This window comes from Streptomyces soli, assembly GCF_003999195.1.
Classification (GTDB): Bacteria; Actinomycetota; Actinomycetes; order Streptomycetales; family Streptomycetaceae; genus Actinacidiphila; species Actinacidiphila soli.
In genome coordinates this window covers 22,112-43,590 of sequence record NZ_RJVR01000106.1, presented here as the reverse complement: position 1 = coordinate 43,590, position 21,479 = coordinate 22,112, and the positions used below count along the sequence as shown (strand labels likewise).

20 protein-coding genes and 2 pseudogenes are annotated in these 21,479 nt (G+C 68.6%); 8 read left to right on the top strand and 14 right to left on the bottom strand.

Going from position 1 to position 21,479, the window contains the following annotated elements; translation table 11 throughout:
- Window position 1: 1 nt before the first annotated feature.
- The 4 genes and pseudogenes from EFK10_RS09025 to EFK10_RS09010 form a co-directional block, all read right to left on the bottom strand.
- Window positions 2-727, bottom strand: a complete 726-nt coding sequence (locus tag EFK10_RS09025; RefSeq protein WP_240677091.1) for a CPBP family intramembrane glutamic endopeptidase — start codon at window positions 725-727, stop codon at window positions 2-4.
- Window positions 728-1,116: 389 nt separating this feature from the next.
- Window positions 1,117-1,950, bottom strand: a complete 834-nt coding sequence (locus EFK10_RS09020; protein WP_127355208.1) for a class II glutamine amidotransferase — start codon at window positions 1,948-1,950, stop codon at window positions 1,117-1,119.
- A 178-nt stretch (window positions 1,951-2,128) separates the two neighbouring features.
- Window positions 2,129-2,651, bottom strand: a pseudogene (locus tag EFK10_RS49765) (DUF2252 family protein); the annotation flags it as partial.
- Window positions 2,652-2,825: 174 nt separating this feature from the next.
- A complete protein-coding gene (locus EFK10_RS09010) occupies window positions 2,826-3,152 on the bottom strand; it encodes a carboxymuconolactone decarboxylase family protein (protein ID WP_127355207.1) in 327 nt (108 codons plus the stop codon).
- A gap of 511 nt (window positions 3,153-3,663) precedes the next feature.
- Between EFK10_RS09010 and EFK10_RS09005 the strand changes: the two genes are divergently transcribed.
- The 4 genes from EFK10_RS09005 to EFK10_RS08990 are packed head-to-tail and all read left to right on the top strand — an operon-like array spanning window position 3,664 to window position 7,535.
- Complete coding sequence (locus EFK10_RS09005; RefSeq protein WP_127355206.1) at window positions 3,664-4,197, top strand: hypothetical protein; 534 nt, start codon at window positions 3,664-3,666, stop codon at window positions 4,195-4,197.
- A 44-nt stretch (window positions 4,198-4,241) separates the two neighbouring features.
- Complete coding sequence (locus tag EFK10_RS09000; RefSeq protein ID WP_127355205.1) at window positions 4,242-5,255, top strand: hypothetical protein; 1,014 nt, start codon at window positions 4,242-4,244, stop codon at window positions 5,253-5,255.
- A 19-nt stretch (window positions 5,256-5,274) separates the two neighbouring features.
- The gene (locus EFK10_RS08995; RefSeq protein WP_206305371.1) at window positions 5,275-6,609 is read left to right on the top strand and encodes a Dyp-type peroxidase; all 1,335 of its coding nucleotides are present in this window, start codon (window positions 5,275-5,277) and stop codon (window positions 6,607-6,609) included.
- A gap of 41 nt (window positions 6,610-6,650) precedes the next feature.
- Window positions 6,651-7,535: a bile acid:sodium symporter gene (locus EFK10_RS08990; protein WP_127355203.1), complete on the top strand. Its 885-nt coding sequence runs from the start codon at window positions 6,651-6,653 to the stop codon at window positions 7,533-7,535.
- A 659-nt stretch (window positions 7,536-8,194) separates the two neighbouring features.
- Here EFK10_RS08990 and EFK10_RS08985 read toward each other — a convergent pair.
- The 6 genes and pseudogenes from EFK10_RS08985 to EFK10_RS08960 all read right to left on the bottom strand — a co-directional run bounded on the left by EFK10_RS08985 (window position 8,195) and on the right by EFK10_RS08960 (window position 12,888).
- Window positions 8,195-8,881 (bottom strand): nucleotidyl transferase AbiEii/AbiGii toxin family protein, encoded by a 687-nt coding sequence (locus EFK10_RS08985; protein ID WP_127355202.1) that lies wholly within the window; start codon window positions 8,879-8,881, stop codon window positions 8,195-8,197.
- Window positions 8,882-8,892: 11 nt separating this feature from the next.
- Window positions 8,893-9,207: a hypothetical protein gene (locus tag EFK10_RS08980; RefSeq protein WP_127355243.1), complete on the bottom strand. Its 315-nt coding sequence runs from the start codon at window positions 9,205-9,207 to the stop codon at window positions 8,893-8,895.
- Between the two features lie 21 nt (window positions 9,208-9,228).
- Window positions 9,229-9,506 (bottom strand): annotated as a pseudogene (locus tag EFK10_RS49760) (mobilization protein); the annotation flags it as partial.
- Between the two features lie 733 nt (window positions 9,507-10,239).
- The gene (locus EFK10_RS08970) at window positions 10,240-11,142 is read right to left on the bottom strand and encodes an alpha/beta hydrolase (protein ID WP_127355201.1); all 903 of its coding nucleotides are present in this window, start codon (window positions 11,140-11,142) and stop codon (window positions 10,240-10,242) included.
- 41 nt (window positions 11,143-11,183) lie between these two features.
- Window positions 11,184-12,074 (bottom strand): SDR family NAD(P)-dependent oxidoreductase, encoded by an 891-nt coding sequence (locus EFK10_RS08965; protein WP_127355200.1) that lies wholly within the window; start codon window positions 12,072-12,074, stop codon window positions 11,184-11,186.
- A 64-nt stretch (window positions 12,075-12,138) separates the two neighbouring features.
- Window positions 12,139-12,888, bottom strand: a complete 750-nt coding sequence (locus tag EFK10_RS08960; protein WP_240677090.1) for an SDR family oxidoreductase — start codon at window positions 12,886-12,888, stop codon at window positions 12,139-12,141.
- 142 nt (window positions 12,889-13,030) lie between these two features.
- Between EFK10_RS08960 and EFK10_RS08955 the strand changes: the two genes are divergently transcribed.
- Entirely contained in the window at window positions 13,031-13,657 is a 627-nt protein-coding gene (locus EFK10_RS08955; RefSeq protein ID WP_240677089.1) for a TetR/AcrR family transcriptional regulator, read from the top strand.
- Window positions 13,658-13,924: 267 nt separating this feature from the next.
- Here the strand turns inward: EFK10_RS08955 and EFK10_RS53125 are convergent, their stop codons facing one another.
- Window positions 13,925-14,071 carry a hypothetical protein gene (locus EFK10_RS53125; RefSeq protein ID WP_206305370.1) on the bottom strand — a complete coding sequence of 49 codons (147 nt, stop codon included), beginning with the start codon at window positions 14,069-14,071 and terminating at the stop codon, window positions 13,925-13,927.
- On the opposite strand from EFK10_RS53125, the gene EFK10_RS52585 reads away from it, so the two are divergent.
- Window positions 14,072-14,272: a helix-turn-helix domain-containing protein gene (locus tag EFK10_RS52585; RefSeq protein WP_322973297.1), complete on the top strand. Its 201-nt coding sequence runs from the start codon at window positions 14,072-14,074 to the stop codon at window positions 14,270-14,272.
- Between the two features lie 141 nt (window positions 14,273-14,413).
- On the opposite strand, the gene EFK10_RS08940 is transcribed toward EFK10_RS52585, so the two are convergent.
- Entirely contained in the window at window positions 14,414-16,852 is a 2,439-nt protein-coding gene (locus tag EFK10_RS08940; protein ID WP_127355198.1) for a FlgD immunoglobulin-like domain containing protein, read from the bottom strand.
- Between the two features lie 252 nt (window positions 16,853-17,104).
- Here EFK10_RS08940 and EFK10_RS08935 point away from each other — a divergent pair, with 252 nt between their 5' ends.
- Window positions 17,105-17,320: a Rossmann-fold NAD(P)-binding domain-containing protein gene (locus EFK10_RS08935; protein WP_127355197.1), complete on the top strand. Its 216-nt coding sequence runs from the start codon at window positions 17,105-17,107 to the stop codon at window positions 17,318-17,320.
- Window positions 17,321-18,410: 1,090 nt separating this feature from the next.
- Here EFK10_RS08935 and EFK10_RS08930 read toward each other — a convergent pair.
- The gene (locus EFK10_RS08930; RefSeq protein ID WP_127355196.1) at window positions 18,411-18,821 is read right to left on the bottom strand and encodes a RidA family protein; all 411 of its coding nucleotides are present in this window, start codon (window positions 18,819-18,821) and stop codon (window positions 18,411-18,413) included.
- Window positions 18,822-19,455: 634 nt separating this feature from the next.
- Here EFK10_RS08930 and EFK10_RS08925 point away from each other — a divergent pair.
- On the top strand, window positions 19,456-19,662 hold the full coding sequence (locus EFK10_RS08925) for a hypothetical protein (protein ID WP_127355195.1): 207 nt from the start codon (window positions 19,456-19,458) through the stop codon (window positions 19,660-19,662).
- Between the two features lie 263 nt (window positions 19,663-19,925).
- On the opposite strand, the gene EFK10_RS08920 is transcribed toward EFK10_RS08925, so the two are convergent.
- Window positions 19,926-20,273, bottom strand: coding sequence for a DUF1330 domain-containing protein (locus tag EFK10_RS08920; RefSeq protein ID WP_127355194.1), 348 nt, complete (start codon window positions 20,271-20,273; stop codon window positions 19,926-19,928).
- Between the last annotated feature and the right edge of the window lie 1,206 nt (window positions 20,274-21,479).

Sequence of the window (21,479 nt, the reverse complement as noted above, 5' to 3'; positions counted from 1 at the left end):
GTCAGCGCAGCAGGAACCCGACGAGGTAGCCGAGTGCGTTGACCGCCCAGTGCAGGCCCATGGGAGCCAGCAGACTGCCGCTACGGCGCCGCAGTTCGCAGAACACGACGCCCGCTGCCGCCGTGAACAGCACCGCCGACAGAACCGCCAGGGCAGCACCGAGCGCGGAGTCCCCGAAGACCGTGGTCAAAGCGGGTTTCGCCGTTGCCAGGTGCAGTGACGGCAGCACGTGCCACAGGCCGAACAGCAGGCTCGACACGGCGGTCGCCCATACCGCCCCGCGGGCGCGGCACACCAGACCGTAGAGCACGCCGCGGAAGGCGATCTCCTCCACCAGCACCGTGCCGACGGGGACCAGCACGAGAACACGCATCATCAGCTCGGTCCCCTTCATCCCGTCGTACCGCCGGTCCTCGAACAGCGTGCTGGTGGCCGGCAACAGAGCCCCGGCCAGGTAGACGACGCCGACCAGGCCGATCAGGGCCAGCGCCCAACGGGCACCGCCGGCCAGTGTGCCGGGCGCCAGACCCGCGTCCACCCAGGTACCGCCGGCCCAGCGGAGCACACCGAGCAGCAGGACGCTGACCACGACGGCCGTCACCAGGCCGAACAGGCCACTCCAGCGGTGCATGACCAGGTTGGCAGCGACGAGGACGGCCACCGTGAGTCCCACGGCGGGCCAGGTGCCGATCCGTCTTCGGCGTCGGCTCCGCGGCGTGTCGCTCACGGTGGGGCACCCTCGTACCTCGCACCGCTCGGGACCATCGGGGTCGCGGCAGGGCATGAGAGTCTGTCCTTCAGTTGCCGGCGGTTCGTCTCGCCCTCCCCCGGCCCACGCTACTGGGCACCTCTCCGGGGCGCTCGATCGCGATCACGTCATCTGCGGCGGCATCCTGGAGGCTCGGCCACGGATACCCGGCCGCCCTTTGCGCAGGTCGTCACCTGTGATCGGGACACAATGCTCGCTTCGCCGCCGTCATCGAGCGGATCAAGGTGAGCGCCCCCGTCGGCCGCCCTCGCACCCAGCCCACGCGTATGAGGCGTACTCCTCCCGCGTCTCTTTTTGCGGCGATCAGGGTGACTCCTGGGGCGGGGCCAGGGGCAGGCCCCGGCGCCCTACACGGGCTGCGGAGCGAAGGGCCGCAACTCGTCCTGCCCTTGCTGCACAATGCCGTAACTGTTCTCCGGGACCTCGTTCCAGGCGCCCGGCAGATCACCCAGCGGCTCGGACACGACAAGCCGCGTCTCGTCGGATACCCGCTGCAGGAACGCCGTATCCGGGTGCAGCGCCCGCAGCGCGTCCACCCGGCTGCTGTAGAACAGCGAGCGCGAAGTGCCCTGGCTGGAGTAGCGGAAGGCCCAAAGCCGTTCACCATCGGTCGCCGCGACCGTCATCTGGAGCGGGAACTCCACCCCGTTCTCGTGGCCCAGCCGTTCCACCAGGCCCGCCATCCGTGCCACGGCTCCCGGCGCGTCCTGGTCCAGGCCATAGGTGAGCGCGAGGAAGAACATCACCTCCGAGTCGGTCGATCCCTCGATGGAGGCGAACAGTGCCGGATCGATCGCCAGGCACAGATCTCGCCGGAGGCGGTGGAAGTCGCTGATCGCACCGTTGTGCATCCACATCCAGCGGCCATGGCGGAACGGATGACAGTTGGTCTGCTGCACTGCCGTACCGGTCGAGGCCCGGATATGGGCGAAGAACAGCCCCGAGCGGACATGGCCCGAGATCTCCCGCAGATTGCGGTTGTTCCATGCGGGGCCGGTGTCCCGGAGGATTGCCGGAGTGTCGAGGCCCGGTGCGTACCAGCCGACGCCGAACCCGTCGCCGTTGGTCGTCTCGACGCCCAGCCGGGAGTGCAGGCTCTGGTCGATCAGGGAGTGTGCCGGTCTGTAGAGGATGTTATCGAGCAGCATCGGCGTTCCCGAATAGGCGAGCCACCGGCACATGGGACACCCCTCCTTCGTCGGTTCCCGCGTCAGTGCAGGATCTTTTCCTTTGCCCGCCGCAACTCCTCTTCGGAGATGTCGCCTCTGGCCTTGATCTCCGACAGCTTTGCGAGTTCATCCACCTCGCCGGATTCATCAGCACCGGTTTGCTCAGCCGCCGCCCCATCCCGAAACGGCAGAACACATCCAGTCGCTCCTGTCCCTGGAGCTCCCGCAGATCCACATCGAAGTCGATCTCCTCCGCCGCATGGAGCGGCGGATCCCCCGCTGCTCGTCCCGAGCCGTTCGCCCGGGCCGCGATGACGAGACTCGCCGACAGCAGCTTGACGTCCCACTCCCAGGGGCCCGGCAGCGTCTCGTCGAAGTCGTTGATGTCGAACATCAACTTCCTCTCCGGTGAGGCAAGCAGACGGAAGTTCAGCATGTGCGCGTCCCCGCACAACTGGGCCGTGAGTCCCGAGCGCGGGCTGCCGGGCCAGGTCGGACGCCATGCTCGCGGCGGCGCCCCGGTAGAAACGGAACGGGGACTCCATCATCCGGCCGTAGCGGATCGTGACGAGTTCGAGCACCCGTGCCCCGGACTGCGCCTCCAGGATCACCAGCGGGTCCGGCCCGTGAGGAGACGGCTTGTACGCGGCGTGACCCGACCGCGGCGAGCGGCGCCGGGCCTCCTTGCCGAGGGCCGCGCGTTCCTCGGGCATGGCGTGGGGTGTGCCCCGCGCATCGCCGTGGTCGTGTTCTGGGACATCGAAGGCCTCCTGCCTGGCCCTGCGGCTGTCAGGACGCCCGGCGCAGGGCCCTGCGGCCAGTACCGGCTCCGTGGCCTCCTCCGACATCGGCCGCGCCGATCATCGATGCCGGGTGAGCGTCTGCTCTCAGCCCTGGGCCTCGATCTCGGCATCGGCGACGGCGATGGCGATGCCGAGTGCCGTGGCAATGTTGCCCGCTGCCGTCATGATGCGGGCTGTGCCCACGATGGGCGCGATGGCGACCAGGACGTCCTGCAGTTGGTCGGCGGTCAGGCCGGCCTTCAGGGCGGGGTCGATATGGGCCACGTAGGAGATCGGCGGAGCATCCGAAGCAGCGAGTGCCGCGATACGCGTGAGCATGAGCATGTCCGGGGTCAGCCCGCACCGCTCGATCGAGTCGACCGTCATGGCGGCGAGGGTGTCCAGGACAGGGGTTTCAGATGCAGTGGACATGTTGTATGCCCTCCTCGTGCGTTTCCGAGCCCGAGTGGCGGAGTGAGGCGGAAGGAACGGATTTCCACGTGGGATTCCCCTCAACTTTAGAACCCATCCGGACCTCGCGCATGGGGGCGCATGATTCGCCGCGGCGGGCAGGCCCGGCAGGCAGGTCGGTGATCATCCGGCCCGACGGAGCCCGCGGCCACCCAGGTTGACGGTGGCGGGGGGCCGCGCCGGCAGATCCCGCCCGGCTCAGCGCAAGCGTCGCGGGCCGCTGGCTGCTGGCGACGCGGCGGCAGCCGACCGGGGCGCACGCGCTGGCAACAGCGGCTCAATCCGCCGCCATAGGCCATCCGACACCAGCCACGGTGGGCCGTTCCTTTTCCCCACAACACCCTCAACGAGCCACCGGAGAAGGGGCCACGGCCAACCGGCCTTTCTATTTCTGGTCAAGAGGCAGAGGGACGTGCTGCGTGGGACGATGACGAGGATTGTTCCCGGCCGGTAGGTTGCGGGAGGAGCGGACATGGAGATCAAGCCGCAGGCGGCCGTCATCCCCAAGGATGCCGACCAGTTCGAGCTGGGGAAGTACGGCCCGGTTTTTCCGAAGACGCCGGCGTGTTATGGGTTCACCATCGTCGCGAAGGTCAAGCCGGGCCGGGCTGACGCGATGCGTGAGTATGGCCACACGCTGGCCAAAGCTTTGGAGGAGAACCCCTATCTTCTCGCGCCGCTGAAGTTGCACTACCTGCGTTGGGTGCTCTTCGACGACGATACGCGCTTCATGTATCAGGGGATCTTCGACACGGACTTCGACAAGTACACCGAGGACGCCATCGCGCTTTTCAGCAAGGCGGGGGTGAACACGGCCTTCGAGAACCTCGAAGGGTTCCCGGAGGACTGGCGGACCAACCCTGACGCGTTCGTCAGGTTTGTGCGTGAACACCACTGTCCGAGCTTCATCGAGTACGGGGAGTACCCGTACGTGACCGCTGATGAGATCAAGAAAGCTCTGCGGATCAAAGGTGCCCTGTCGGAGATGCTCGACCAGCTGCAGTGAGAGCGGGCTGTCGCGCGCTTGTCCCACTGCGGATCGGAGACGAGATGAGCGAGGCCAGGACCGCGCGCACCTACAACCAGAACCACGTCCCGCGCGAATACACCCCTGGTCGACGACGGGTGAGCATCTACGTCTCGTGGAGCTATCCCGCCGAGGCGGGCAGAAATCCGGCTGAGCTGGACAACCGGTTCTCCACGATGACGGAGGTCCGGCGGGTGGCGTGGCCTGCCTACGAGGACCCGAAGTGGTCGGACCCGTTGCAGTTCCAGCAAGGCATCGCTGGATCAATGGAGTTGTTCTTCTGGGCCTGGGTGCCGTTCCAGCAGTTCGTCGAGGAGGTCACCGGGCACCCTGTCCCGGTGTATCAGCGCATCGACCAGGCCGGTTTCCGTACCCCGCTCGACGAGCGCGTACTGGCCGACACCGACACCCTGTTCGTGTTCGGGTTGGACCACATGGTCACCGGGCAGGAGGCCCAGCCTGAGGAGGTTGAGGCACTGCGGGCTTTCCTCGGCCGAGAGGACGCCTGTCTGGTCCTGGGGCCTCACCATGACGTCGGGGCATCGGACGATCTGGCCGTGCGGGACGTGGAGTACCACCATCACGGCGATCCCTTGGTCCCCCGCCGGCAGCGGTTCGCCACGTACGTCCGGGGCTTGATGCAAGGCCTCGGGGTGCCGGTCGAGAACCGCTACGGACTGCGCCCCGCGGTGCGGGAGAACAACAAGATCGCCCCGCTGTCCACGGTCGCGGACCTGGACGCGAAAGGGTGGTTGGAAGGGGTGACGAACTTCAACCTCCATATGCACCTTCCGCACTACGCCGTGACGACCGACGAGCCGGATGTCATCCACGTGCTGGCCAGGCAGCCGATCGACACCTCCAGGCCGCATCCGTTCACCGAGGCCGGCAACACCGAGTTCAACATGTTCCTGTGGATGCCTCCGAGCGGTGAGCGGGCCGGCGATGTGCTGCTGGCGGACTCCACGATCTTCAGTTCGCTGTTCGGAGGCGACGAGAGCCTGCGGAATTTCTGGCGGAACCTCGTCGCGAAGTAGCGCCGCAGGGAGGCCAACCGTGAGCGGACCTACGCAAGTCACGCTGGAACTCGACGATATTCAGCGCGGGGTTCTCAGCCCCCGGCCGACTCCCTACGCGGCGACGTACCTTGTGTTCCGCGTCGATGACCGGGCAGACGGGCGGGAGTTGATGCGGCGCGCGAGTTCGGTGGTGACCTCTGCCGCCGACTCGATCAGCCCCCTGGGTGACACCTGGGTCAGTGTCGCGGTCACCTGCCACGGTCTGGAGGCGCTGGGGGTGCCGCACGCGTCACTGGACACGTTCGCATGGGAGTTCCGGCAGGGGATGGCCGCCCGGGCCAAAGCGCTGAGCGATGTCGGCGAGAGCAGCCCTGAGAACTGGGAAGCGCCGCTGGGCACGTCGGATGTCCATGTGGTGGTCGCGGCGGTCGCGCCCGATACCCCGTGGTTGGAGGCGGCCCTCGATCGGGCCCGCCCCGCGTACGACCGCCTTCGCGGTGTGACCGCGATCTGGCGGCAGGACTGTCACGCACTGCCCACCGAGACCGAGCATTTCGGCTATCGCGACGGCGTCAGCCATCCGGCCGTCGAAGGGAGCGGCATCGCCGGGTCGAACCAGCTGGAGGTGCCGTTGAAGGCCGGGGAGTTCGTGCTCGGCTATCGCGACGAGATCGGCGGTATCCAGACCCCGCAGCCGGAGGTGCTGGGACGCAACGGCAGCTACGCGGTCTTCCGTAAACTCCACCAGAATGTCGCCGCGTTCCGACGCTATCTGCGCGACAACTCCACTGGTCCCGAAGACGAGGAACTGCTCGCGGCCAAGATCATGGGACGCTGGCGCAGCGGAGCTCCCCTGGCGCTCAGTCCGCAGCACGACGATCCCGCTCTCGGTGCGGACCCGCACCGCCGCAACACCTTCCTGTACGAGCGAGACGACCCTGCGGGATTCATCACGCCCGGGGGCTGCCACATCCGCCGGGCCAACCCCCGCGACGCCTCGGTGGCGGGAGAAGTGCGACTGCACCGCATGATCAGACGCGGCGCCGTCTACGGTCCGCCGCTGCTCAAGGGAGTCCTGGAGGACGACGGGGCCGACCGCGGCCTGATGTTCGCGTTCATCGGAGCCCACCTCGGGCGGCAGTTCGAGTTCGTCCAGTCGGAATGGATGAACGACGGCGTCTTCTTCGGCGCAGGCAACACCAAAGACCCCGTCACCGGATCCCACGACGGCGACACCGGCTTCACCGTTCCCCGGCGGCCGCTGCGACGGCGCCTTACCCCTCTGCCGCGCTTCGTCACCACCCGCGGCGGCGAGTACTGCTTCCTGCCGGGCTTGAGCGCCCTGCGCTGGCTCGGCGATCTCCAGGACTGACAGGGCGGCGACGCGCGCTCTGCCGCGGAGGGGAATGTCTTATGGACACCCTGCACATGCTGTTCAACGCCGTCACAGTGATCTTCATCGCGGCCACCATGTTCGCCGCCGGCCTGGGGGCCACCATCGCGGCACTGCGCGGCATCTTCACCAACGCCCCGCTGCTGTTGCTGGCACTGCTCGCCAACATGGTGGTCGTCCCGCTGCTCGGCTGGGGCATCGGTGCACTGTTCAGCCTCCCCTCAGCAGCGTTCATCGCGCTCGTCCTCGTCGCCTCATCCCCAGGCGGGCCCTTCGGGGCGAAGCTGGCCATGGTGCAGAACGGCGACGTCGTCACGGGCGCGGCGACGCAGGTGTTGCTCGCCACCGTCGGCAGCCTCACCTTCGCCCCGACGGTCAACGGCATCCTCACCGCCGCCAAGGTCGGCCAGGGGGTCTCCCTCGATGTCGTGGCGCTGGTGCGGACCGTGGCCCTCCTGCAGCTCGTACCGTTCGCCATGGGCCTGCTGCTGCGCCGCTACGCCACGCCCACCGCACGGTCGTGGCACCCCACGGCGGCCGCGGTCTCGAACGTGACATTCCTGATCGTGCTGGCGGGCATGCTGATCGGCAACTGGAGTGACGTCGTGGCACTCCTCGGCTCACTCACCCTCCTCGCCGGCTTCCTGCTCGCAGCCGCCGCCTTCGCCGTCGGCACACTGCTGGCCACAGGTCCGCCGGTGCGCCGCACCACCATGGGCGGCGTCGCCGCAGTACGCAACGCGGGGCCCGCCCTGGCCGCGATCGGCATCGCCTTCGGCGACCAGCCCGCCGTCCTGGGCGCGCTCGCCGCCGTCCTGCTCAGCGGCCTGGCAGCAGCCCTCCCGATCGCCACGGTGCTCAGCCATCGGCGAAGCGCCCCCGCAGCAACTGATAACACACGCTGACCATGGCGTTCGCTGTTCATACGCGAAACGCCTTCCACCCCCACGGCTTTTCGGTCTGAGCATCCCCTCGTACTGGCACTGCGCGGGCAGCGGATCGTGCGCCCGTAGACAGCGGTAGCCGCCCAGCGCCATCAACAGCTCCATGCCCCGCCCAGCCAGGTCCACGATCGTCCGCTCATCGGTCGGTCGATGTCGTCGGCCGTCGTTGGCACAGCGGTGCCAACGACGGCCAGCTGAGCTCACGGGATTGTTGGGTTGCCACAACCCCGGCCCCCATCACACCGCTCAACCCGCAAGGCTCACCGAGACCCATTTGCACGCTCGCTGCACGCTCGGCCACCGGACGGCCACCACCTCACGCCGACTAGACCCGAGCGGACCTGCTCTTTGGAACAAAAGGCCAGCTCAGAGGCGTGGGGCGTGAGATCAGCCACTCAGCGTCGACCTCGGACCTACGCATTACGATGCGGAGATCGCCAGTGCCCGATTCGCGCAGATTCCAAGGTCAACAGAAACAAGAAACCCCAGGTCAAAGGCATGACCTGGGGTGCACCATGGAGCCGCCTTCGGGATTCGAACCCGAGACCTACGCATTACGAGACCGTGAGGGATCATGTTGCGTGGTGCCTCGCCATGCTACGTGGTGACATTTTGCCTGATCAGAGCACGTTCGGCAGGTTGGGCCGTACCACCCCGTGATGCACCGTCCAAAGGCGTCTGTCCACCGGCTGTCCACCGGAGGGGTTGTCGCCAGCCCACCAGCGAGACCGGAGCTGGGCTCCCGACGATGCCGTCAACCAGACGGAGAGACAAACGGAGGTCACTGTAGGACCTCTACAAGCGACTTCGAACCCGGCGTCGTGCTCCGACGCCAACTGCAGAAGCCGCCCACCCGAGTACCGCCCGGAGGCGAGCGCCGCATTCACGTCGAGGTAATCCCGGGGTGCGGCCCGTCCGAACAGCGTGGTCACCTTGTTGGCCACCGCGTCATCGGGGTGCAGCACCGGACCGATCTCCAACACGGCAGGCGGGCGAGCCCGCCAGTCGCACCCGAGCTCCACCTTCGCCATGTGCCCCTGTTCATCAGCAACCGCGAACCGGGCGAACACCCCACCGGACTTCTCCACCTCAACGGTCAAGTCTGCCCTCCGGTAGGCCGCAGCCACCGCATCAACGGCCTCGGAGAAAGCAACCGGGTCAGCGATGTCCGTGAATAGGTCGACGTCATCCGACAGCCGTTCCAGGAACCCGTGCGCCTGAACCGCGTACCCGCCGGCCAGGACGAAGCCGTACCCTGCGGCGGCTCCAAGACCGATACGGGCGAGTCGGGCGTGAAAGGGATCCATACGGGTGGATACTACGCAGCCCTGCGGGCCAGTTGCGGGAATCGCCCTTCCCACATCAACCGCACGCGCGGCGGAAGCCACAGCCTCTGCCACACGGCCGAGAGCAGCACCGGGTCCAGGAACTTCCGCAGCTCCTCCACATGCATGGCCTCACGAATGACCGTCTCATAGAGCATCCGCAGGTCGACGTCGTCCGACAGGTCGTAGACGCGCTTCGGCGTCCAGTCCAGCACGGTCGGCAGAACAACCACCCCGGCCGCCGGACCGGCCAGCTCCTCCGGAACCGTGTAGGGCCGGATCTCCGCATACCGCACCCGAGACTCCACGCACCCAGTATGCCCCTGCGCGAGCGCTGTCCGCTGGTCGCCGGCTTCGGCGCGGCGGTTGGGGATGGGGTTGCGACTGGTGTGCTGGGTGCGGGTGATCAGGACGCGGGCGGGTTGGCGGGTGGTGGCCAGTTCGCGCTGAGCGGCTGCTTCTTTGAGGAGCTGGTGGGGCTTGTGGCCGCCCGCTCCGGCGTCGGCGAGGGCGGGCCAGCCGGGTCGGCGAGAATCCGGTCAGCGTGTTCGAAAACGGCGGCGCGTACGTCGCTGGCCAGGATACGGCGGGTCTCCTCGTTGGGCGGCGGACTGGCCTGCTCGGACCGGCCAGCCAACCCACTCGCAGTTCGCTACCTTCCTGGTCAGCCGTACAGGACCCGCAGCATCGCCCCGCCCCGGAGGCACGCGGGGGCGGCTACCTCCTGGCGGTCGCCTGCACCACCCACATGCGGATCAACCAGCACTGCACTTGGGCCCTCGACCCATCAGGACGAGAGGAGGCCGGCGGTCAACGTCTCATCTTGAGCCCGTGCGGCATATGGAGAGACGGCATGACCGACGCTCAGAGATCACGGCTCTTGGCTGAGGTCGACAACTGAGCCAGGCACCCACGGCGAACCCACATACACACCGACCACACGCGATGCCCTGGCACGTACCGGGCTGGTTCGCGCCACGCAGACGGCATCCGACGCAGCCAGAACCACCCACTACCGGGCCACCACCACACCGATAACTGATGGAGCGTCAATACCAATGCGCTCCCCTGGCCTGCCGACAGCCCACCCGCCGCACCTCGACAGCCGAGCCGCCACGAAGAAAGCCCAGCTCAAGGGGCACTTACGCCCAGCGGCGCCACAAGCAACTCCACAGAGTGAACCATCAACCTACGCATCGGAATGCGTAGGTCGAAAAGCCCTCACACGCACATGGTTCGCTCCTTGTTTTCTCTGCCTTGTGCGGTGGCCGTTGTCGGGCGGGACGGGGGAGGCCGTCGGTGGACGCGACGGCCTCCCCCGTGTGCCGCCCGTCCGTTAGTTAGGCGGCCTGCCGGTCGAGGTGGGTGCGAATGAAGGCTCCGACCTGGTCCAGGGCCCGGCCGCCCTCGGCGAGGACGGCGGAGAACCCCTGGAAGACGTGGGGGGCACCTGGGAACGTCTGCAAGGTGGCCGCCACGTTGTCGTCGGCGGCCTTTGCGGCCAGCCGGACGGCGTCGTCGAGGAGGATCTCGTAGGTTCCGGCCTGGATGAGCAGCGGGGGCAGTCCGCGAAGGTCGGCGAACAGGGGGCTGGCGAGGGGGGAGCGGGGGTCCGCGCCCGCGAGGTAGTCGTCGGCGCGGGTGGACAGCGCCTGCCGGGTGAGGGCCGGGTCGACGGCGGCCTTGGTCTCGTAGCTGCGGCCGGACTGGGTGAGGTCCGCCCATGGGGAGAGGACGGCGGCCGCCGCCGGCTGGGGGAGGCCGGCGTCCTTGATCGCGATCAGGAGGGCCAGGGCGAGTCCGCCGCCGGCGGACTCGCCGCTGACGGTGATTGCCTCCGCAGGGATGCCGCGGTCGAGCAGCCCGCGGTAGACCGCGAGGGCGTCGTCGACCGCAGCCGGGAACGGGTTCTCCGGCGCGAGGCGGTAGTCCACGGTGTAGACGGTGGTACTGGAGCGGCGGGCGACGTCGGCGGCCAGGTTGACGCTGGCCGCGGCGGATCCGAGGGCATAGCCGCCGCCGTGGAAGTACAGCACCGCTCCCGACGCCTCGCCGCCGCCCGCCGTGACCGCGATGGCGCTCACGCCGCCGAGCTCGACGGTTATGGTGCGTACGTCCTCGGGGACGGGGTGGGAGCCGATCATTTCGTCGAAGACGGTGCGCATCGTGTGCGGGTCGCCGCCCATGTCGAGCGGGGAGGCGCGCAGCAGGTCGGTGATCGCGCCGAGCTGGGACTCAGCCATGGTGGTCTCGCTTTCTCAACAAGTTCGCAAGGGCAGGGGTGTCAGGCGTGGCGCAGTTCGAGGACTTCGCCGAAGCCCATGCGGCGGACGAAGTCGGTGCGGGCCTCGGTGACGGCGGTGTTGGCCTGTTCGACCTTGGAGTTGGTGAGGTCGACGACGCTGCGGAAGGGCCGCTCGCCGTACGGGAGGGCGAGGAGACGGGCGATCTCCTCGGCGACGACGACGGGGTCGGCCTCGGTACCGGGGGTGAACAGGCTTGCGGTGGCCTCCTCGTTGCGGGCGACCAGCGGGTCCAGGACCTTGTACGCCTCGGCGACGGCTGTGTCGGCGGCGCGGCCGGCCTTGGGGAAGTGGTCGGTGCCCTGGGGGAAGGCGCCGGGCATGACGATCACGGTCTCGATGCCGAGCTGGGAGACCTCGTAGGAGGTGACCAGGGCCAGCGAGTCCATCGCGGCCTTGGAGACGACGTAGGGGCCGAGGAAGGGCGGGGTGGTGACCGGGATGGTGCTGCCGACGTAGAGCAGGGTGCCGCGGCCGCGTTCGCGCAGGTGCGGCAGGGCGGCGCGGTTGAGTCGCTGGACGCCCAGGGTGTTCACGTCGATGAGGTGGGCGATCTCCTCGGCGGTGAACGCCTCCACGTAGCCGACCAGCAGGTGGCCGGCGTTGTGGATGACCACGTCGAGCTCGCCGCAGTCGGCGACCACCGCGTGGACGGCGTCGTCCGCTGACACCTGGGAGGCGACGTCGAGTTCGACGACGCGGATGTCGGCACCTTCCGCGGCGGCGAAGTCGCGCAGTTCCTGGGCCCGAGGGGCATTGCGGCCCTCGGGGGTGCGCATCGTCGCGTAGACGCGGTGCCCGGCCTGGGCAAGCGCCTTGGCGGTGAGGTTGCCGATGCCGGTGGCGGCGCCGGTGATGAGAACAGTGGACATGGGGGATCGCTCCTGTCGTGCGGTGCGTGTTCTTGTCGGTTGCGGGCGGACGGGAGCCGGGCGGTCAGGCGACGCCGCCGTTGGCGAACAGGACCTGGCCGTTGACCCACCGGCCGCCGTGACCGGCCAGGAAGGCGACGGCGCTCGCGATGTCCTCGGGCGTGCCGAGCCGCTCCAGCGGGGAGGCAGCGGCGATCCGCTCGACCAGCTCGGGGCTCTTGCCGTCCAGGAAGAGCGGGGTCGCGGTCGGCCCGGGGGCCACGGCGTTGACGGTGACGTCCCGGCCGCGCAGTTCGCGGGCGAGGATCAGGGTCATCGCCTCGACCGCGCCCTTGCTCGCCGCGTAGGCGGCATAGGTCGGCTGCTGGAGCCGGGTGATGGACGTGGAGAAGTTGACCAGCGCGCCGCCGGGGCGCAGCCGCCGGGCCGCGAGCTGGGAGACGACGAACGTGCCGCGCACGTTGACCCGGTGCATCTGGTCGAAGGCGTCGAGGTGCATCTCTGCCAGCGGGGCCAGCAGCATGATCCCGGCGGTGTTCACCACCACGTCCACCCCGCCGAAGCGCTCCTCGACGGCGTCGAACAGGGCCGTCATCGCAGCCTCCTCCGCGACGTCGCCGGATACGGCAACGGCCGCGCCGCCCGCCTCTTGGATCGAGGCGACGACCTTCTCGGCGCGCTCGGCGCTGCCGGAGTAGTGCACGACCACGGACATGCCGTCGGCGGCCAGTGCGTGCGCGACCGCGCTGCCGATCCCGCCCGAACCCCCGGTCACGATCGCTACACGGGCGGCGGACTGCTCGATGGTGGTCACAGTGACCTCCTCTCGTCTTTGTGGACGATGAGTACACTAACTCTACATGGACTGATAGTCCATATATATGTGGCTAGTGGGTCCATATAATTGCTGGACGCCGCGTCGATCAGGCCGGTCGCGCCGGACGAGGAGGAGACAGGTGGAGCAAGCAGACGCCGAGAAGCCCGGCCCGCTCAAGCCGGGGCGCGGACGCCGCCGGGCGGAGGACGTCCGCCACGCGACGCTGACCGCGGCAGCCGAACTACTGCTCGCCGAGGGAGTCCACGCCTTGTCCTTCTCCAAGGTCGCCGCCCGCGCGGGCGTCAGCAAGATGACCCTCTACAAGTGGTGGCCCTCTCCCGGAGCCCTGGCCTTCGACGCCTACTTCAACGCCTTCCAGGAGTCCCTCGCCTTCCCCGACACGGGCGACGTCCAGCGCGACCTGGCCACGCAGTTGCGCGTGTTCGTCAACCTTCTGAACCGCAACGGCTCCGTCATCGCCGGGATCATCGGAGCCGCTCAAGGCGACGCCGACCTGGCGCAGGCGCTCTCGACGCACTACGTCGCACAGCGCCGCGCCCTCGCCGTCGAACGCCTCACGCGCGCGCAGCAGGCCGGCCAGATCCGCGTGGAAGTCGACCTGGAGACGATCGTCGACCAACTCTGGGGCGCCGTCTACCACCGACTGCTGCTGCCCGCGAAACCGCTGACCACGGAGTTCGTCGATCAGCTGATCGCCAACCTCTTCCAGGGCATCGCCCCGGACTCTCCGGACTCGGCGACGTAATCCGCGGCGCCGGTAAAGGACTCTGTAGCCCACCGCAAACGGCGGGGGTTAACCGATGTCGGCAGACGGCCGGGTCCCGCTCGGCAACGTGCTGGGCGATCGCGAATTCCCCTCCAGAGGAGTCTTGTTGACCGCGAGACGGTTGGGGATTGGGCATACGGCGGGCGACCGATCCCAGGTGCGGCGCGCGCAGGGAAGTCGGCCGGCTGGTTTCTACGACAGGGGAGCGGCGCGGGCCAACGAGCTGATCCGTACGGCATTGACCCTCTACCGTGACGACCTGGTGATCGCGACGAAGGTCGGGCCGCTGCTCGGGCCGGATGGTGTGCCGAGCGAGCAGGCGACGCCTCGGGTGCGCACGCAGATCGTGCTCCACGCGGCCCGCGGGCTGTCGAACGCGCGGGTCGGCTGCACGTGGACACTGTGCGCACCTGGCGGAAACGCTTCGCCGAGCCAGGCATGCCCGGCCTGGTTGACCGCAAGCGCACCGGACGTCCACCCTCCGTGCCAGGTGCTCGGCGCCAGGAAGGCAGGGTCCGAGCCCCAGCCACGACCGGCCTACCAGGGCACACAGCCCCTCCGGGATCTTCCGGAGGGGCTGTTCTCGCCGAGTAAGCAACCCGTGCGCCAACGGGGGGTCTTAGGAAAGAGTGCCCCCAGCTTCCGCAGTGCCTTTCGCTGCTTGTCGAGGGACGCGTGCGACACCAACTCCACAAGCCGTACGCAAGTGCCGCCCGGCTGAGAGATGCCCGTGCCTCAGCTGGCAGGCTTCGTATACCTGGTGAGCTCGACCGTGCCCGTGGCCTTCAGGGCGGCGCCGCTGCCGTCCGCGGGCGTGCCGGTGAGCTCCCAGGTGTAGGTGCCGTCGTCGACGTACTGGCCGTCGCGGGTCCGGCCGTCCCACGAGAAGGCGACGGCGGCGGCGTACTCCTTGGCCGACCCGGTGAACATCGTGTGCCCGGCCTTGTTCCGGATCGTCACCTGGGCGCCGGTGACCGGCTTGGACAGCTGCCAGTCGGCACCCCACACGGCGTCGGTCGCCGATGCGAGGTTCACGGACTGTTCGACCCGCGACTCGATCTCGGCCACAGGGGAGGTGGCGACGCCCGAGTCGAGCACGGTGATCTGGGCGCTGTTCTCCTTCGCGTACGCGATCGCGCTGCCGAAGCGGTCGGCCTCCACGAGCGGGCCGTTGTACTGGGAGGTGAACGCCTCGACGGTGTGCGGCACGTCCCCGATCGGGGTGAGGTTGAGCTGGCCGCGGTCGTAGTCGTACGCCACCACGTAGCCGTCGCCGAGGGTGCCGCGCGGGGCCCACGACCACTGCTGGGTCTGCGTGTTGTAGACGCCGTGACCGTCGCTGATGGACCCCGAGGGGTAGCAGTCCCAGTACACCCATGGCCCCACGGCCTGCATCTGCTGCGGCAGACAGCCGTTGTCGGTGATCGGCTCCGTTTCCGTCACCGCGCCGGTCTTCAGGTCGACTGCCTGGAGCGTGCCTTCCGTGTCACCGGGCATCCACAGCTTGGTTCCCCATACTGCGAGCCCGCCCTGGCCCTGGCGGATCCGGACCACCTTCGGCCCGCCGGACGCGTCCAGGTCGACGACGTACTGCCGGTCCTCCAGACCGCGCCCGCTGTCGCCGAACACCACATAGCGGCCGGAGGCCGAGCGCACGGTCGAGTAGTGGTCGGAGCCCGTCGGCATCTTCTCGCCGGTCTGCGGGTCCACGGCGGGTACGACCGTCTTGGTGCCGTCCGCTGCCAGCACGACTAGTTCCTGGGTGCCGTCCGCGTCGGTGGTGGCGACGACCGTGCGGCCGTCTCCGGTGCCGACCGGCTGACGGGAGTCGTAGATGCGCTGTGCCGTCTCGCCGGTCGTCTGCGCGTCCGGGCGCGCGAGCAGGGACCGCTCGCCCGCCGACGGGGCGGCGCCGAGGGTGATGTTCCGCTGGAAGAGCGCCGGCAGGTACGTGGTGTCGGACTCGGCCGTGACCAGGTGCCCGGCCGTGAGCGACAGCTGTGTGAGCTTGCCCTCCTTGGGCGCCACCTCGCGCACCGTCCGCAGCGCGGGCGCCCCGTCGTCGCTGATGAAGACCCGGCGCACGGCCCAGTCCCGGGCCGAGGCGCCGCCGGTGACGGCCACGCCGCCGCCCGGGACCTGCGCCATACGCCAGCCGGCGTGCGCCAGCAGGGTCTTGGGCTCGCCGCCGGCGATCGGCAGGGCGGTGAGCGGGGCGCCCTCGCGGACGAGGAAGTCGCCCGCGGCCTGCTCGATCTGGCGCGTGGTCAGCAGCCAGTCGCCGACGAGCCCGATCTGCGGGGTGCCCTCGCCGCCCGAACCGAGTTCGATCTTGGTGTCGGCCGCCTCCGGGGTGGCGCGGGGCAGCACGCGGGCTGTGGTGTTGCCGCCCTCCGGCGAGTACCAGGCGACGTACGCGTCCGAAAACACGACCTGGGCGTTCGCGCCGGTCGCGCCCGGAAACACCGGGGTGACCTTGGCCGTCGCCAGGTCCAGCAGGCCGACGCCGCGGGTGCCGTCGGGGTGCGCGTACCAGATCGCCACCGTGCGGTCGTCGCCGCCGAGCGTCATGCCGTCTTCCGCGACCCAGCCGTTCAGACCGGTGACGGGGGTGTCGGTAAGCTGCCCGTCCGCCATGCGCAGCACATGCAGGACGTTCCAGTCGCCGTTCGCGTCCTGGGTGGCGGTGAGCACGGCGGAGCCGAAGACGCCCCGGTAGAGGTGGTGGTCCGGCAGCGTGTACTTGGTGGTGGTGCCGGACTTCATGTCCTTCAGCTGCACCTGGTTCGGGAAGTCGTAGATCGCGACGACGTCCCCGCTGGTGACGGAGACGTGGCTCCCTCCGCCTCCGTCGATCGTGTTGACGTCGTCGTACGGGGACGAGGCGGGCAGGTCGACCGGGGTACCGCCGTCCGGGGTCCAGCGGTAGTAGCCGAGCGCGCTATGGTCCTTGACCTCCGTGCGCTCCACGACGCCGTCGGGCCCCGCCCCGTACAGCGGGTTGGCGACCGGCTTGAAGCGGTCGGGGGCCGGGATCGTCAGCGGGGCGGGCTCGGCGTAGGCGTCCGATACGAGGAGGGGCAGGGTTCCGCCGGCGGCCGCCAGGGCCACCGCAGCGGCGAGTCCACCGCGTACGAGCGATCCTCTTCGGTTCGACTTGTGGCGTGCGGCCACGCAGCACCTCCAAAAGGCATAGGGAGAGAGGCTGTTCGACGCGGACACACAGGGATCGACGCCGAACAGCCCCCAGACGAGGCGGCAATGTAGCACAGCGGACCTACAGGATTCGAACGATTGCGCGAAAGGGTTGCGGGCTGTCAAATCGGACCTTCCTGGGACACGAAAGGGGCCGGGGCCCCTTCGGGTGGCCGGGAGAAGGCCCCGGCCGGATCGCAGCTGTACGCCGCGACCGAAGAGGGCATCACGGTGCGCGAGATCGCCGAGACCATCGGCCGCCACCTGAACGTCCCGGCCGTGAGCATCCCGGCCGAGCAGGCCTCGGACCACTTCAAGGCCTTCCCGTTCATCACGCTCGACATCACGATGTCCAACGCGGACACCAGGCAGTTGCTGGACTGGGAGCCGGTCCACCCCGGCCTGATCGCCGACCTCGAAGACGGCCACTACTTCACCACCGACTGATGCCGACCCACCCCACCAGCCCAGCGGCGGTTTGTCCGCCGGCTGGGCTGGTGGGGGCTCCGCGCCCCCGACCGAGCTCGCCAGAGCGTTCCCCTGGGCTTAGCTGCCCGTCCCAGCTTTCCTCGTTCTAGCAGGTCAGCAGGCATGCACCCCTCCCGGGGCTCCATGGTCGTTCACGGGGCTTCCCTGTCCTTCCGGCCCCACATTGGCCCCAGGAAAGCCCCGCCGACGGGCACCTTGGGCCCCAGCCGGACGGGCCGCCAGGTCAGCGCCGGGCGGGAAAGTGTCTCCAGCGCATCGCCCTTGCGATGCAGAGAGGCCCTACCCCGCAGGGGGTAGGGCCGCTCTGGCCGTCTGCGCGGGCCCTGTTCGGACCGCTGAGCACAGGCTAGCGTGCTAGCGGCTCGGGCTAAACTGCGGGATCACGCCTGGGCGAGAGGTGCGACGGGAACGGTGGCGCCGAGCGCGGCGCTCTGCAGCGCCGTGATGCGCTCGATGACGAGCCCCACTAGCACGGCAACGCCCAGCGCATCACCTACTGGATCGCGCCCACCCGTTCAGCCGCGACGGCTCCGTATGGCCGGGCGTCACTGACGCGGCGTAGCCGTGGTGAATCAAGAACCCGCAGGTCACGCTCGTGCCAGACACCCTCAAAAGATCTGCACCCATCGCGGTATCGGCTCCGTGACGTACCTCAGCACCGCTCCACCCAGCCCAGCTGCCCCGCCGTCGCTGACCGCCGTGCCCTACAGCCATCCTGAGGCACGCCACCTCACCCAAGCCCTTCACCGCGAGCAGGTCGCCACGTACGGGTTCGCCGAAGACCCGGACGACACTCCCGAGGGCCATTTCGACCCGCCGTGCAGGCTGTTCGTGATAGTCCACCGTGAGGGTGCCGCGGTGGGCTGCGGCGGAGTCCGACTGCTCGACGCGGACACAGTGGAGATCAAGCGCAGGTACCTGCCGACGTCGGCGCGCGGGGCAGGGGCTGGGCCCATCGCCACCCAGAGCCGGGCCCAACGGCGTCGCCTCGCGGCTCACCGGACCCGGTCCACGGCTACGTTCGGCCGCCACAGCGTGTCAATGGGGCTCAAGAATCGAGCACGGCGGCGACGGCCTCGATCTCGACGAGTTGGTCCTTGTAGCCGAGCACGGTGACGCCCATCAAGGTACTGGGGACGTCATGGTCAGCGAACAAATCCCGGACTACCTGCCAGGCAGCCACCAGGTCCTCCCGCCGGGCCGATGCGACGAGAACCCGTGTACTGATGACGTCCTGGAGTGACGCACCTGAGGCATTGAGAGCAGCCTGCATGTTCTCGATGGCTTTCGCTGCCTGGCCCGAATAGTCCCCGATCGCTGCCGTGGAGCCGTCATCGTTCAGCGGACACGCCCCAGCGAGGAAGATCAGGCGTGACTCAGCGGGCGCCGTGGCCGCGTAGGCGTACTCGGCGACGTCGGACAGGGAGGCGGAGCGGATCAAAGTGATGGCACGAGCCACGGTCGTCGGGTCCTTTCCCGTCGGATGTTGAGCGCGGACATCCTGCCAACGCGCCGTTGGTTCCCGCCTTCCCTTTTATCGCCGCCACCACTGATGAGGCTCTCTGTATTTCCCCATCGGCTGATGAGGCTCTCTGTATTTGGCTCTGACCGCGATCGCGTGAGCGATCTTGCAGTGCAGACGTGGACGCGGGCGAACCGCAGCCCGTGCCAGTGGCGACGAGACGGGGACGGCAGGAGTAGAGTTCGCCAGCTGACCGTCCAAGCGACGGGCGGGGCCGGGAGGGCGATGCGAATGTCGGGCCGAGGCGGAAGAATCTCCGGACCCTCACGCGGCAAGGCGGTAGCAGCCGTAGCGGTATTCGTGGTAGCTCTGTTGGCAGGCGCGGGCGCGACACTCCTGGACAGCGTGCCGGACTTGTCCTATGCGGCGAGGTGGGCAGGAACCCCTGGCCTGTTCATCGTCCGTTCCTGTAGCGAGGTCGGAGCCCTTAAGGAACACCACACGCAATGCGACGGGACCTTCCGGTCCGATGACGGCAAGACCGTGGATCTGGACGCGACCATCTCCCAGTCGCTCACAGCAGGGGCCGCGGTGCCGGGTGCAACGCACGTCGAACAACAGCTACGTGCGCGTGGGAGTCGCTGCATTCTGCGGCTGGCTGACCGTGACCCTCTTCGGGACGGTCCTAGCCGGTACCGCCATCATGAGCGTCCTGACCCTAACCGGCCTCACCCGCTCCCCGGCCGGCTGGAAGGGACTCCTGGCAGCCGCAGGAGTTGCCCTCGTCTCCGCCCTGGTCTCCGCCCTGATCGGCGCGATCGCCGGAGCCCTGGCATAGCTCAGGCATCCCCACCAGCCTCAAGCAGCCGCCATAGATTGTTCACGCAAACACGGGCCAGAGCCCTGTATTTCCCCATCGGCGCTCACCTCGTTCCCCAGAGCTGCTCTCGCAACCCCATCGCGCCCTCTTCCGGCCGGGGGCATCGGCTGTGTGCGTGGCGGACGGCGAGTTCGCAGCGGACGTGAAGGCCGCACGCGGGCGAGCGTTACCGCGAGCTGGCGGAGGGCCGGGCGCTGCTGAGCCGGGCCCGAACCCGAGGGCTACTCGGCAGGCAGGGCCTCCCGCATCGCCTTTGCGGTGGCAGTCGGGTCGTAGCCCTCGGGGACGCCTCCGACCAGGATGATGTCGCTCTCGATGTGCCGAGAGCGCAGCGGTGCGATCTCTTGGTATGCGGGTGAGTCCCACCATGCCCGCGCCTCGGCGATCCCGGGGAAGCCGATCACCACGACGTGCCCGGGCCAGCTGCCCTCCTTCACCTCGTGCTGCGTGGCGTGAACGAGGAAGCGGCCGCCGTACAGCTCGAAGGTGGCGGTGATGCGCTCGATGTACTCAGCGATCTCCGAGTGCGGGGCGGCCTCCCGCAGGTGAGCTATGGCGTAGGCAGGCATGGCGTCCTTCCGGTCGGTCAGGGTCCCTACGTCGACGATCGTGGCATGCGGACGCGCCGGGGTCGATGACCTGGCAGGTAAGCGGCCGGGATCCTACGGCCTGTCAAAGGCGTTTTACGGCGCGCAGAGTATGGCCCTCCATTCGGTGCAGCCTAGTCTCGGAGAGTCACGCCAGATGGTTGTCGGAACTCGACAACATCTCAGCCCGCGCGGCGTGAGCCCTGGCAGTGACCGCTGCACGCTCGCTGCACGTTTGGCCACCGGATGGCCACCGGATGGCCACCGGACCTTTCCTCAGAGCGGAGACGGGAAGGCGAACGGTGACAAAGCCACAGGTCAGAGCGTTGCGCCAGGAAATGGCTGCTGACGGCTAACCGCAGACCTACGCATTACGATGCGCAGGCCAAGAGTGCCCGATTAGCCCGAATTCCAAGGTCAACCGAAACAAGAAACCCCAGGTCAGAGGCCTATCCCGGGGTTCACCGTGGAGCCGCCTTCGGGATTCGAACCCGAGACCTACGCATTACGAGACCGTGAGCGATCATGCTGCCTAATACCGCGTGGTGCCGCCTCGTGACGTTTCTGCTGATCAGGACAGGCGCACCGGGTTGGGCTGTGCCACCGCGTTCTGCACCGTCCAAAGGCATCCGTCCACCGGCTGTCCACCGACATGCCTCCGCGCCCACCGCGTGGTGCCCGCCTGCCGGCTCCCTGGCATCGCGGGAACTCGTTCGGTCGCCCCGGACGATGTGATTGTCAAGACTCGACAATCGCCTGTCCTGTCGGTGTCCCATCACGAGGTCAGCGACCACGCGAAGCGATGGCAACGGGGCTGAATCGACGCCACCGCGACCCTGGTTGTCAGCAAACTGCTGATGACCGGGGTGTTCCTGATCGGCGTCAGCGCGATGGGCAAGTCCGACTCCCACGGCGGACCCTCCGCGCTGTCCGACGCGATGGCCGACCTCGTCGACATGGCCTTGGTCCTGCTCTGCCCCCTACACCACTTACGAGTTCGTCCACTGGGCCTCGGACGGCGGCGGGCACGACGACCTGCACCGCACCGGAGTGGCCGGCATGGTCGTAGCCGCCGGGGCGGCCAAGACCGCGGCCGGCCGCTCCGGCCGGCCGCTCCGCCCCTGAAGCCGGGGCGGCACCGGTAGCGCCTCCCGCGGCTTCTGCCACCCACCTCCGTCATGTCGGAGC